The organism is Thiomicrospira microaerophila (assembly GCF_000934765.1).
In the GTDB taxonomy this organism is placed as follows: Bacteria; Pseudomonadota; Gammaproteobacteria; order Thiomicrospirales; family Thiomicrospiraceae; genus Thiomicrospira; species Thiomicrospira microaerophila.
Genome location: NZ_JYNN01000052.1, coordinates 1 through 13,600, shown reverse-complemented (window position 1 = coordinate 13,600; position 13,600 = coordinate 1). Strand labels below are relative to the sequence as shown.

Below are 13,600 nucleotides of genomic sequence, written 5' to 3'. Positions count from 1 at the left end.
TGGCTGGCTGGCTGGCTGGCTGGCTGGCTGGCTGGCTGGCTGGCTGGCTGGCTGGCTGGCTGGCTGGCTGGCTGGCTGGCTGGCTGGCTGGCTGGTGTTTTTATCATTAAACCGAATTCCTTAATTACAAGCTTGATATCAATATGCCTGATCTAGTGAGCACAATTATAAAGAAAAATACCCATTAGTCAAGCGATCATTGAGCCAGGGCAGACACATCTAAATAATATAAAAAATTATGGCAATAGGCATGATAAACCTCGTTCCCACGCTGTGCGTCACGAACATTAATTTAAGAAAAAAACCTGTCATTGCGAGGAGCACAGCGACGCGGCCAACGAAGTCAGCGCGAAGCCTGAATCTCTTGAGGGCGCGCACTGCCTGCAAGAGATTGCCACGGCCTTCGGCCTCGCAATGACCGATTTTTTTACCTAGCGCCGTCATCCTGCGCGAAGTCGCAGGATCCAGCCGCTGGCGGCAATAGACCCTGCGACTTCGCGCAGGGTGACAGGGCAATGAGGGAAACAAGTCCAGTTACCCCACAATCCTTAACTTAATGGCAGTGACGCACAGCGTGGGAATGAGAAAAGAAGTGTGCATACGTTAGCAGCGTGGGAGCGATGCCTGACTATAAGCTGTTGATTTATTATTTACTTAAGAGACGCTTGCCCTGCTTATTACGCTCTCGTTTTTTTATTCCGCTTAGCGCCATTACTGCTTTTTCGAGGCTTTGGCTTACGGCCGTCTTCCGAATACTTGGTTAAAAACTGCTGCTTACCAAATTTACGCCCCGTGCGCTTGCCCTCGCCGCCTGCATCCCCTGTCCCTGCGGGTTGAAAGCTAGGAATAAGGTGGTGTTTGCCATTGCCAATCAAGTCTTCGCGCCCCATTGCTTTTAAAGCTTCACGCAATAACGGCCAGTTTTCTGGATCATGGTAACGCAAAAAAGCCTTATGCAAACGTCGCTGCTTAATGCCCTTAGGCGTGAACACGGCTTCATCGGATTCATCACCGCGAATCTTACGCAAGGGGTTCAAATCCGTGTGATACATCGCTGACGCTATCGCCATGGGGCTGGGTAAAAACGCCTGAACCTGATCGGCACGAAAACCGTTCTTTTTCAACCAAATCGCTAAGTTCATCATATCATCGTCAGTGGTACCCGGATGAGCGGCGATAAAATAAGGAATCAAATATTGTTTCTTGCCGGCTTCGGCACTGAACTTTTCAAACATCTGTTTAAATCGATCATAACTGCCGATACCCGGCTTCATCATTTTGCTTAACGGCGCTTCCTCGGTGTGCTCCGGCGCGATTTTGAGATACCCGCCGACATGATGGGTGACTAATTCCTTTACATACTCTGGGGTTTCCACCGCCAAATCGTAACGCAACCCCGAGGCAATCAGCACTTTTTTAATCCCAGGCAAGCCCCGTGCTTTTCGATAGAGTTCGACCAGTGGCGTTTGATCCGTATCCAAATAACGGCAAATCGCTGGATGCACACAAGACAATCGCCGACAGTTGGACTCAATGCGCTCGTCTTTACAGGCCAAGCGCCACATATTCGCCGTCGGGCCGCCCAGGTCCGAAATTACACCGGTAAAACCGCTCACACTGTCACGAATTTCTTCGACTTCTTTTAAGATCGATGCTTCTGACCGGTTTTGAATAATGCGCCCCTCGTGTTCAGTAATCGAACAGAAGGTACAGCCACCAAAACAGCCACGCATGATATTGACCGAGAAGCGGATCATTTCCCAAGCCGAAATCTTGGCATCGCCATAACGCGGATGCGGCGCACGGGCATAAGGCAACCCAAACACACCATCCATTTCCGGTGTCGTTAATGGAATCGGTGGCGGGTTAATCCACAAATCTCGATTGCCATGACGCTGGACTAAGGAACGCGCATTGCCTGGATTGGTTTCTAGGTGAAACACTCTTGAGGCATGGGCATACAACACCGGATCATCACGCACCTGCTCAAATGAGGGCATACGAATCACGGTTTTGTCGCGTGGGTGATGACGCGGTATCTGCAACGCCACCTTCACCACCGTCACGCCATTTTTCTGATCGACCGTTTGACTCGGCTGTCCATTGGCGACATTGGCGCTATTGGATGGGTCTTGTTTTTTAGTTTCACAGGATTCGTCCGTCACCATTTCATAGGGATTAAGATGTGGCTCTACTTTACCGGGCGTATCGATTTCGCTTGAATCCATCACAATATAATCTTGCGGAACGCGGTCCACCATATAAGCGATGCCGCGGATATCCAGCATCTCGCTGACTTTTTTTCCAGCGGCAAATCGGTGCGCAATCTCCACAATCGCGCGCTCGGCATTACCATACACCAATAAATCCGCTTTCGAGTCTAGCAAAATGGAGCGGCGTACCTTGTCTGACCAATAATCATAATGCGCAATCCGTCGTAAGCTGGCTTCAATCCCGCCAATAATCACCGGTACCTTTTTATAGGCTTCACGGCAACGCTGGGTATAGACCACCGAGGCGCGGTCTGGACGCTTGCCGTAATCATCATGTGGGGTATAGGCATCGTTATGGCGCAACTTGCGGTCTGAGGTATAGTGATTGACCATCGAATCCATATTGCCCGCTGTCACGCCAAAAAACAACGTCGGCTCGCCCAGCTCTTTAAATGCCTCTGCACTCTTCCAATCCGGTTGCGCGATAATACCAACCCGAAAGCCTTGCGCTTCCAACATACGCCCAATCACCGCCATACCAAAGCTAGCATGATCAACATAGGCATCACCACTGATAATAATAATGTCACAGGCATCCCAGCCCAATTCAAACATTTCTTGTCGAGTAGTCGGTAAAAACGGCGCAACACCAAACTTATGTGCCCAGTGCTTGCGATAGGAAAAGATATTTTTTGCAGGAAGCATAACTAAAGAACCAATAAAATCAAAAGTGCATTATACCTGATTGCACTCATCACTATTTCAAAGAGCTGAGCACTTTTTCAGCATAGTGTATTGACTCCAAATACCAACGCGCTGTATTTAACACCTCGACCCGGCCAGGCAGTCGAAAATCAAACGTACCCTTTTCAATTTCTTTAACGCAACACAGCGCATAACCCAATGGACCTTTATGTTCCATCAAGGCACCTTTAATGTCATCATTCAACTCCATTTTCTTAATCAAACCAGGCTTGGGCAAATCAAATACGGCATCCAACACAGAAAAAAGCCCTACCGTAAAATAGGTTTCAGGTTTAGCCCCCCCGAGCACACCCCCCATTTGCTCCGCAAATTTTGCACGAACCAGTGCGGTTTTAAAAAGCTCCGTGGGCTTATTCTCAACACCCGACAAGAGCATAATGTTTACCCAAGCCCGCAAACGATCCAAGCCAAATCGCAAAACCGCCTCATGAATAGAATTAACCTTTACATTCACATTAAAGGTCGAAATCATGTTGATGACCTTTTGGCTCAATGACACATCATGCGACACCAAAAGCACCACATCCGACAAACAAGCCTCATCATTTGGCTTGTTTAACTCGACGAGCAAACGCAAAAGATTCGCCTGATTGGTGGGCAAGCTTCGCCCCTGAATAACATTGGGTTTTGCAAAAAAATAGCCTTGAAACAGCTTAAATCCCATACGGCTATAAGCTTCAAACTGCGCCAATGTTTCCACTTTTTCAGCTAACAACATCATCCCTTTATCAAGCAAGCGCTCCACATGCCGCGTAATATCCAATCCGGCTTGCTCAATAGCCAAAACATCAACCTTAATAATATCGGCATAAGGCTCTAACTTGGATAAGTCTGAGTCAAAAATATAATCATCCAACGCAATCGAATAGCCTCGTTTCTTGAGGCGCTTCACACGCTCAATCAAACGAGGCGTGACTTTGACATCTTCCAGTATCTCGATCACCACATCTCTCGGGCTCAAGATCAACTCGGTTTCATCCAATAACAACGCCTCTGAAAAGTTAATAAAAGCTTTATTTCCCTCACCGACGACATGATGAAAACCGAAATCGCCCAATAAATTGGCCAACACACTCGCGGTGGCTTTTTCGGCCTGAGAAAACTGTGCGAAATTATGTTGATTACTAGAACGAAAAAGCATTTCATAACCGTACACGCGGGTTTTTTTTGTAAAAATAGGTTGTCGTCCAATAAATATATCCACTAAGTCCATGCAGCCACACCCTGATTCTAATTAAATTTTGATCAAGTTATTTTAGCTAGTAAGACATCCAATAGCTATAGGCAAAAGCAAATTGATATATTTTGTAACCTTTCCTACCTAGCCCACGCTGTGCGTGGGCGCGCAAAAAGACGTGTGCATATGCTAGGTTTTTAGGACGGAAAGGAGTCAACATTAGGCAACATGAAATATCCGGGTTAAAGCGTGAGACCACTCACCCATTCACACGCATGTATATAAGCTTGATCAAAGTCATCTTTGCGTTTATTCAGCGTAGCCATCACTTTTGCACTGGCCTGAAGTCCTTCAGGCGCACCAAATAGCGAAGACGGTGCTTCATAAAATCGGGCAATATTTAACGCATCACCCATCACACCTGCCCCCTCAAGCAATGCGCGCTGAATCCCCGAATGCAAAGGCAAATGATGAATAACCTGCGCCATAGGCAACTTAAAAAGCACATCCAAATTTGAAAACAACCCCGTCAGAAAGAAACTGTCTTTCTCTTTTTCTTTGCCCACCATTAACGCAATCTGCTCACAAAACTTAGCACGCACCAGCGAAGTCAACAGCAACTCTCGCGGGGTATCATCACAACTATTAAACAACAAGGTATTAATCCAGAGTTTAAAATGCGCCAACCCCATATAAACCACCGCTTCTTTATGTGTTTTAAACTCAATATTACGGTTCTTGGATATCTGATTAATAATTAATAACAACTTATGAGATAAAATGGGGTCTTGCATCACAATTTCCGCCAACTGATCAAAGTCAACCTGCTCATCATTAACCTTTGCCAACAAATTCATCAGCGTCAGCTTGTTTTCGCTGATGCGGGTATTATTAATTTGTACAGGATCCATAAAGAAGTATCCTTGCAAACCACTCACCCCCATCGAAGCCAACCGGTTAAACACATCATCCTCATCCACGCACTCCGCAATAATCGGTTTTTTATAAGCTTTGATCACTGCGACATTTTCTTCGCGTAGCAACCAGCTCGCCGTGCACTTCACAAAATCACACACCTGAACCAGCTTACCAATCGTGCGCGCCTCCTCTGTCATGCCTAATGCTATTTTTATGCCCTGCTTTTTTAAACTTCGCAAATGAGATAGAATATCAACATCCGCTGAAACATCCTCTGGGATTTCAACCACAACATTGTGCGCATTCATCAACAGCTGTGGGAGCTTAAGCTCGGTAATTAAATCACGCGGCAAGGTAATAAATAAAGGCTGGCCAGCCGTAACGCTATTTAAATCAAGCTTCGCAACCAGCCGCGTCAATTGCTTCGCACATAACGGGATTTCATTTTGAGACAGTCCATATTCACTATACAACTTAAGGGCATAACCAAACACCTCTTTTTGTGCGTTTAAAATAGGTTGTCTGCCGATATAAAGATTAGACATAAGAAATACTCAAAGTGCTCATAAAAAAGAATTTGATAATCATAAAAAAATTTAACAGATGTAGTACAATTCACACTAAATTTAAGCTTTTTATTCAAAATTCAGGTTGTCGAATGCTCTACTTCATCTAACGGATTATATTTGTTTTGACAGGATATATAAATATAATGACACACCAAAATAAAATAACGTCTCAAACCCGTATAGATGTATGTGTGTTAACGTCAGAGGGATTCGATGGAAAAAAAATAACACAAGACCTACAGGCCGCGCTATCACAGCCTGTGGAGACACTGAACTATCCAGCGCTAGAACAACTACAAAAACAAAACAACCTGCCTAATATTCTATTACTCTGCACCCAAGACTCAGCCGACAAAATCGACCAAATTCTAAGCAAACTCGAAAACGAGCACACCGGCATTATTGTCCTCATCTCCGCACAGAGCCACCAACACCAGCTTAAATACCTCACACTTGGTGCCGACGTCTGCATTGAAACACCACTCAACATTCCCTATTTAAAAGCACAAATAGCGCGATTACAAGTGCGTGTTAAACAAATTAGAACACTAGACCGCCTCATTTTAGAAGCCAACCAAACCTGGCGACTCAACCGCGACTCCTGGCTGCTCACCGCGCCAAATAGACGCGCCACCATGCTGACACCAACCGAATACGCCGCCATCGAACTACTTGCCGACATCGGTCACACAAAACCCGTTTCAAGGCACTTGATCGCCCAAACGCTAAAACGCGAAATGTGCGAAAACTACGAAAAATACATCAACACACTCATCAGCCGCATAAAAAGAAAAGTCCTCATCGAAACAGGCTGCCAGCTCAATATCAAAGCCTATCGCTCAGAGGGTTATGTGATTACCAACAAAATCAAAATCATTTAATCCTCAAAACACAAACCTATTGATACCTTCCCCGCCGTGAACCTAACGCATACCCGTCATTCCGGCGAAGGCCCGCATCTCAAACTGACGGCGCACAACCTCAAGCGATCCCAAGCCTAGTACAAACGAACCAAGCCCGTTATGCCTACACTTAACTTGGCCCGACAGGCGCCTAGTCCGCCACATTTAAACGCTTATTAACCAACCACGCCTGCATCGCCTGATGATTTAGGGGACGGCTAAAAAAGTACCCTTGAATATAATCTGGCTTGAGTGTATTAACAAAATCCAGCTCAGATTGTGTCTCCAACCCTTCCACCACAATCGTCAATCCCAGCTTCTGTCCCATACCAATCATATGCGCGACAATCGATTGCTTCTTATCGTCCTGCTCAATATTGGTGATAAACGAACGGTCAATTTTAATCTCACTAAACGGCAACTGCTGTAAACGCGCCATAGACGACGTCCCCGTACCAAAATCATCCATCGACAACCGAAAACCTTTTAAGCGTAAGCGCAACAAGGTATCGGTAAAATTTTCTCGACAGGTTTCTTGAGCCGTTTCAGTAATCTCCAACATCAACTGGTCAGGCGAAACCCCTTTCGCCGCCACACTTTGCTCAAGATGGCTTGGCAAATTCAAATCATTTAACGTCTTTGGCGATAAATTAATAGACACAACCAAGTCATTAAAACCCTGCTCCCGCCAACCGACCAAGTCATCTAATACCCTATCGAGCACATGATCCGTTAAAACATCAATCACCCCCTGCTGCTCAGCAATCGGAATAAACAAAGCGGGCGAAACAGCGCCCCATTCTGGGTGCGTCCAACGAAGCAACGCCTCTACCCCCTGTTTATCTCTCGGAATACAAGCATGCTTTGGTTGATAAAATACCTCAAACTGCTTGAGCTCAATCGCCGCCAATATCGTCGCCGCCTCAATCTGTGGCTGCCCTCTATTAGGCATCGCCTCAACAGACATAGACGACCTCACGGCCTCCTCAAACACCGAACTCATTTGACTAGCGAGTGGCTTAATCGCCTCTAACACATTCGACTTAGACAAATGCGCAATATACTCCAGCCCAAGCATCTTGGCATACTGCATCGCACTTTCCAACACCATCGTTTCAGATGCACTGAGCAATATCAAACGAGTTTTTACAACCTGCTCCTGCAAGGCATAATGACGCAAAAATTCAACACCATCCATGACAGGCATCATTAAGTCTAAAAAAATATAATCAAAACAAACCCCCTCAACCACGGGGCCCTCGACCGACGCTGTTTTTAACTGCGCTATTTTTTCCAACGCCTCTTCACCGTTCTCAGCTTCTGTAATGAGCACACCCACCACCAATTTTTTGAGTAGCTGCTTAATTAAACTACGCGTTACAGGATCATCGTCAACCAACAAAACCGAAACCTGCTTTTCTGAAGACATCGCCACCTCAACCACCTTTTAATCGTCCATCATTAGAAATTACAGTTAAAAACAATCCAACACTGCCAGATATCAAGGCTACGCCGCTTTTACTGACAACGGACCTAACACCCCTTGATTCAACAGCCTATCCACGTCAAGCAGAATAATCATCTTATGATCACGGCTTGCTAACCCCTTAATGAACTCCTCATTCACCTTCTCTGTGCCACTAAAACTTGGCGCATTTTGTAACTGATTCAAATCAACATCTTCAACATCACTCACCCCATCCACAACCAGCCCAACCACCTTCTCGACCCCATCAGACTGACTGGCAATCATACGCGTAATAATCACCACCGTACTCTCATCATAAGAAGGCTCACCAATTTGAAAACGCTCACGCATATCAACAATCGGCACCACCGCACCACGAATATTAATCACCCCTTTGACATAACTCGGCATCCCAGGCAATTTCGTAGTCGGTTCCCAACCTCGAATTTCCTGTACACGAAGTATATTCAGACCATAAGTTTCTTGACCAAGAATAAAGCTCAAAAACTGCTCCACCCCGTTACCCAACACCTCAACATCTTTTAGCTCACTCACCGTTGCGCGCCTCACTCTTTTAAATACATCATTTATTCACCTAAGCGCCCGTCGGGCGCCTAGCACATCAATCGACCTTATTCAGAACAGACAAGAAATGCGTTAGCTTTTGATTAAAATTGTCATGTAACTCATAATTAATTAATACATCAATTGATAAACCCAAGTCATTCAGCAAGGTTGCGTCTGGCCCCTCTTTACTATCCAACCACTGCGTTAACCTATCGCAAATACCCGGTAGCGCATCCGCCGCAATACACCCTTCACTTAAATCATAAATCACATGCTGAACAATATAACGTTCCAGATTTATCTTCCGGTACAAAAACCGAAAATAACCCAGCATCATGCCAATATACACATCCTCAATCAACTTAATATTGCGCGAATAAGGACGCAATCCGCGCTTTTTTTCCAATGGATAACGCTTTTTATACACCAACATATAACTATCTACAGCCGCTAATAATGTTTCATAAATCTCAATCACGTTATCGGTTGCTTTTGATTTTAAAAAAAGCGCACCCGCCTCCAACTCGTCGACATCCTGATCCGTATACACAGACTCAATCACGCTCTTGGCTAACAACACAGCCTCACTATAGTTAGGCGAATCAATTGATGCTTTATCCAAAATATCCAAATAAGTCTCTAAAGAAACCTGAGCCAAGGTGACCTCCTTCACCCAAAAGTGCCTTAATTGTCCATAAACAGACAACTTCAGACTCATTTCCGTCTGCAACTTTTTCAACTCACTCACACATACACTCCGCTTTACTCCACACACTTATTTTCCCTCGTCCCAGGATATACACCAGGCGCACCGAATCGCCTAACCCTATGAACAAAAAAGATTATACGTTAATGAAAAACCAAGTTTTATTACAAAAAATATCAATTAGAGCCCATCAAATAAAGGCTCCACATTCCATTAGAAGCATCTCAAACACAAACGGTTTTTAAAAAAAAGCCAGCACGTGGCTGGCTAAAGACGCGTGCGTTGTATCGCACGCCGAGGACAGACGATAAGTTAACTAAAACGCAACTAAAACGGACTAAAATTCACTCCACTCATTACTGTTGCCCTTGGTATCACCTGCGGTGGCTTGTGGCCGCCTCGCCGGCGCGGTGGGTAGACCTGACTTGGCGCTGGCCTGCGCCGCAGGTTTGGCCAGCGTCTTCGGTGCAGGCTTCGGTGACGATTGACGCACAGCGGCAGTGCTGGCGGCTTTACCGGTTTTAAAGAAGGCCATGTCTTGCTGCAGTATACTGGCCTGCTCGCTTAGGCTTTCTGATGCGGCACTGGTTTCTTCCACTAACGCCGCATTTTGCTGCGTAACGCCGTCTATTTGTGCGATCGCATTGTGCACTTGTTTGATGCCGTCGGCTTGTTCACCGGAGGCCTGCGCGATTTGATTAATCATCTCCGCCACCCCATTAATCGCCTGATTAATCCCTTGCAGCACTTCGCCCGATTCAGACGCCAGCTTGGTGCCCTGGTCAATACGTCCAACACTTTCATTAATCAACCCTTTGATGTCTTTGGCGGCATCGGCCGATTTTTGTGCCAATGCGCGTACCTCTCCGGCCACCACGGCAAAACCACGACCATGCTCACCGGCGCGCGCCGCTTCGACCGCGGCATTTAAGGCGAGTAGGTTGGTTTGGAATGCAATACCATCAATCAGCGTGACAATATCAGCGATCTTGTGACTGGACTCTTGAATTGAATTCATTGCCTCAATCGTTTGCTGCATCACCGCCGCGCCTTGGTGCGCCTTTGTCTGCACCTCTTTAGCGACCTGTGCCGTTTGCAAGGCGTTTTGTGTGTTGCTTTGTACTACGGAGTTCATTTCATCCATTGTTGCCGAGGTTTGCTCTAGTGCCGCCGCTTGTTCTTGTACGCGCTGACTAAGATCCAACGAACCTTGCGACACTTCATGAGAGGCGCCATTCACAATATGAGCGGCCTCGGAGACCGCTAAGACGACCTCTTTAAGCTTGTCCATTGAATAGTTAATCGAGTTTTTTAGTTTATGCAGTTCACCCTTAAAATGACCAGCCGGCAAAGCGACCGTTAAGTCACCTGCGGCTTGTGCCGCCACCACCTCACTGATTTTAGAAATCGCCGTGGACATACTTTCCATCGAATTATTAATGCTATTTTTGAGTTTGAGCAGATCGCCGCGTGCTTCAACTTCAACACGATAGTGAAAGTCACCATTTTCCATTTTATCCATTACATGAATAATGTCGCCGACTGTTGCACTCATCGCACTCATCGCACTCTGCACCAGAGTACGGAATTCACCTTCAACACGATCATCCATTTGAACATTAAAGTCACCGTTATACAGCGCCTGCATCACCTTACCCAACTCACTCATTGTAAAGTCAATCGAATTAGCCGAGCCATTTACGCCCTGCTTTAATGTATTCAAATCACCTTTTAAGTCAGCGGTAATACGCTGATCAAATCGTCCTTTAGCTATTGCCCCCACTACAGTGTTTGCCTCAGAAATCGCACGATCTGTATTCGAGAGTAATCTATTAAACGCCTGTGCCATTTGACCAACTTCGTCTTTTGAAACATAATTCACTCTATGCAAAAAACTTCCTGTTTTATCAACAGTCATTAAAACACGAAGCAATTCTGCCAAAGGGAGTTTTATCGAACGAACTATCAGCAGTGACATCAAAAACGAAAACAACGAAGCCAATATAACAATACCAACCATTTTAATAATAGACGATTGCGCTCCTTCTACGGCTAATAATGCTTCTTTTTTAGAGGTATCTGCATTATTATCAACAAGCTGGTCGAAGGTTGTCCCCATTGTATTTGACAATGGAACCATACGAGCTACAGCATTGCGGTATTGCATCATTAAATACTGATGCTCCTCAGGATTACTATTATTAACAATATTAACAATTAAATCATCTAGTTCAACATAAATTCGACGCCATGCCTCATACTCACTACTTAACCGCTGAAAGGCTTCAACACCACGCTGAGTTTGACGTGGTAAGGATGAAAACACCTGCCAATTTTCATCAATAACCTCCCAAGACCGGGCTCTTTCATCCAACAGGGCTTTGAGCTGTTCCTTACTATCAAAATTATGCTCATATAAAAGGACTGTTAAGGTTTGTGAACGTATTTCCATACGTTCAGTATTCATATAACCCAAAGAAATAATTCCTGGCATCCTAACATCACTAAAATTTAACAAACTTGCACGTAAATTCATCAAACTACTAACACTAAAAATCCCTGAAAGAACTAATCCAATTAATAGAGCTGATACCAAAATTGAAAGTCTAGTACCAATTTTTAAATTTTTTATAAAACTCATTTAACACCCTTTTTCTTAAAAAAACATCAATACTTAACCCGGATATTTAGCTTCGCTTTCTTCGATTCATAAATTCGCGTGATGATCGCGCAGAATATGGGTTTCCCAGTGCTTTTTCGAAGACGCGCTGTAGTTATTCATACAGCCGACGGAGAAAAAAGTGCTGGGGAATCAATAGACAAGCGAGGGCACGTAAACTTTATGAATCGAGGAAAGCGAGGCTAAATATGCGGGTTACTACTCTTTAAAATATTTTTTAATCGTTTTAACAATCTCTGGCGTATCGATTTTGCTAATAAAGCCATCGGCACCCAACTCTGTTGCCTGCCTAACTGAATCGCCTACTGTCATTGAAGAGTGCACGACAACCGGAATCGCCAACCCCATCTTTTCCTTGATTGTTCGAATCACTGTATGGCCTGAGACATTAGGCATTTCCAAATCTGTAATCACTAAACCAACTTTACACTGGTTTTCTGCTTTAGATAAAAAATCAATAATCCCCGAACCATCTTCATATATTTCATGCTTGACACCCAAGTTTTCCAGCACCGCCTTCACATAACCGCGAATACTTCCTTGATCATCTGCGAACAATATAATTTTTTCAAATGTTTGACCTAATGAATCAACTTTAGCCTCTTGTTCAAGATCGGTTCCGGTTATCTCAGCAATCATTTGCTCAACATCCATCACCAAACAAAGCTCATCCTCGATACGCGTTTGCGAAACCACTTTACCCGCATTTTTATCTGTTTGAACAAGCTCTTTCCAATCCTTCTCTGCCACACCATGAATATAGGAAACATGCAAGCCAATGGTTTGTTTATTCACCTCGCAGACAATAATAACGCTTCGATCATCCGTGTTTGCCCTTGGTTGGCCATACCACTGTGCGGCATCATACACACTGATATAATCACCACGAACAGAAATCACCCCCATAAAAAAATCGGAATCATTCATCGTGCCCATCTTAATAGGGTACTCTGTTGCATTAAGTACTTCTTTTATTTTAAAGATATTCATCGCATAAAATGGATGCAGGGTAAACTCTGAATGCTGCTCAGCGACCAGTTTAAAAATCATTAAACTCATCGAGTTATTTTTACTAAGATTCGCTGTCTTATTAATTGTATTTAAATCCATAACTCACCTATGCGCTACGTATACCAACCATGATGAATACCGAATACACTCACCACACAAAATTAAGGGCAAATTATACTTTAAGAACAAATAGCATCAAAGAGGAGTTTTATTACAAAAAATATCAACGGACATAGCTAACCTATTCAGCCAGTGATCAACCTGGTAAAACCGGTGTGTCAGCTGGCCTGCCTCTCCCATTCAAATCCGGCTAGGTTTTTTTCATGGCTGTCAAAGTGGATACCCATCAGATAAATAGGTTTTTGATGGTCGAGATATTTGCTGGCATAGTCTTTGTCTTTTATTTGCTGTAGAGCATGGGTTTTGTCTGTCGCATCGACCTTAAACTCGAGGATGTAAATCGCGTTGTCCATTTTGATGGTTAAATCGATTCGCCCCTTGTTGGTCACATCTTCACCAATAATATTCAGCCCCAAACTTTGTAAATAGACATAGATGACACTGGCGTAAAAGCCTTCATAGTTTTGCATGTCGTTTTTGGTGAAATTGTTGTAGGGAATACTG

At 44.6% G+C, this 13,600-nt stretch carries 10 protein-coding genes; 1 reads left to right on the top strand and 9 read right to left on the bottom strand.

Annotated elements, in window-relative coordinates:
- Positions 1–677: 677 nt before the first annotated feature.
- From NA59_RS11280 to NA59_RS11270, 3 genes are all read right to left on the bottom strand, one after another.
- On the bottom strand, positions 678–2,918 hold the full coding sequence (locus NA59_RS11280) for a YgiQ family radical SAM protein (protein WP_044412621.1): 2,241 nt from the start codon (positions 2,916–2,918) through the stop codon (positions 678–680).
- A 52-nt stretch (positions 2,919–2,970) separates the two neighbouring features.
- The gene (locus NA59_RS11275; protein WP_044412617.1) at positions 2,971–4,191 is read right to left on the bottom strand and encodes an EAL and HDOD domain-containing protein; all 1,221 of its coding nucleotides are present in this window, start codon (positions 4,189–4,191) and stop codon (positions 2,971–2,973) included.
- A gap of 206 nt (positions 4,192–4,397) precedes the next feature.
- Complete coding sequence (locus NA59_RS11270) at positions 4,398–5,618, bottom strand: EAL and HDOD domain-containing protein (RefSeq protein ID WP_044412614.1); 1,221 nt, start codon at positions 5,616–5,618, stop codon at positions 4,398–4,400.
- Between the two features lie 167 nt (positions 5,619–5,785).
- Between NA59_RS11270 and NA59_RS11265 the strand changes: the two genes are divergently transcribed.
- Positions 5,786–6,523 (top strand): response regulator transcription factor, encoded by a 738-nt coding sequence (locus NA59_RS11265; RefSeq protein WP_044412610.1) that lies wholly within the window; start codon positions 5,786–5,788, stop codon positions 6,521–6,523.
- A 172-nt stretch (positions 6,524–6,695) separates the two neighbouring features.
- On the opposite strand, the gene NA59_RS11260 is transcribed toward NA59_RS11265, so the two are convergent.
- The 6 genes from NA59_RS11260 to NA59_RS11235 form a co-directional block, all read right to left on the bottom strand.
- Positions 6,696–7,973 (bottom strand): two-component system response regulator, encoded by a 1,278-nt coding sequence (locus NA59_RS11260; RefSeq protein WP_232504084.1) that lies wholly within the window; start codon positions 7,971–7,973, stop codon positions 6,696–6,698.
- Positions 7,974–8,051: 78 nt separating this feature from the next.
- Positions 8,052–8,567: a chemotaxis protein CheW gene (locus tag NA59_RS11255; protein ID WP_044412604.1), complete on the bottom strand. Its 516-nt coding sequence runs from the start codon at positions 8,565–8,567 to the stop codon at positions 8,052–8,054.
- Between the two features lie 67 nt (positions 8,568–8,634).
- Positions 8,635–9,237 (bottom strand): hypothetical protein, encoded by a 603-nt coding sequence (locus tag NA59_RS11250; RefSeq protein ID WP_232504083.1) that lies wholly within the window; start codon positions 9,235–9,237, stop codon positions 8,635–8,637.
- A 385-nt stretch (positions 9,238–9,622) separates the two neighbouring features.
- On the bottom strand, positions 9,623–11,926 hold the full coding sequence (locus NA59_RS11245) for a HAMP domain-containing methyl-accepting chemotaxis protein (protein WP_052501635.1): 2,304 nt from the start codon (positions 11,924–11,926) through the stop codon (positions 9,623–9,625).
- Between the two features lie 237 nt (positions 11,927–12,163).
- On the bottom strand, positions 12,164–13,075 hold the full coding sequence (locus tag NA59_RS11240; protein WP_044412600.1) for a chemotaxis protein CheV: 912 nt from the start codon (positions 13,073–13,075) through the stop codon (positions 12,164–12,166).
- A gap of 179 nt (positions 13,076–13,254) precedes the next feature.
- On the bottom strand, positions 13,255–13,600 hold a 346-nt coding region (locus tag NA59_RS11235), incomplete at its 5' end, for a PD-(D/E)XK nuclease domain-containing protein (protein ID WP_044412597.1).

Excerpts from the sequence above, each read along its gene's own strand:
- NA59_RS11280 (WP_044412621.1), bottom strand. The coding sequence starts at position 2,918 with ATGCTTCCTGCAAAAAATATCTTTTCCTATCGCAAGCACTGGGCACAT.
- NA59_RS11275 (WP_044412617.1), bottom strand. The coding sequence starts at position 4,191 with ATGGACTTAGTGGATATATTTATTGGACGACAACCTATTTTTACAAAA.
- NA59_RS11270 (WP_044412614.1), bottom strand. The coding sequence starts at position 5,618 with ATGTCTAATCTTTATATCGGCAGACAACCTATTTTAAACGCACAAAAA.
- NA59_RS11265 (WP_044412610.1), top strand. The coding sequence starts at position 5,786 with ATGACACACCAAAATAAAATAACGTCTCAAACCCGTATAGATGTATGT.
- NA59_RS11260 (WP_232504084.1), bottom strand. The coding sequence starts at position 7,973 with ATGTCTTCAGAAAAGCAGGTTTCGGTTTTGTTGGTTGACGATGATCCT.
- NA59_RS11245 (WP_052501635.1), bottom strand. The coding sequence starts at position 11,926 with ATGAGTTTTATAAAAAATTTAAAAATTGGTACTAGACTTTCAATTTTG.
- NA59_RS11240 (WP_044412600.1), bottom strand. The coding sequence starts at position 13,075 with ATGGATTTAAATACAATTAATAAGACAGCGAATCTTAGTAAAAATAAC.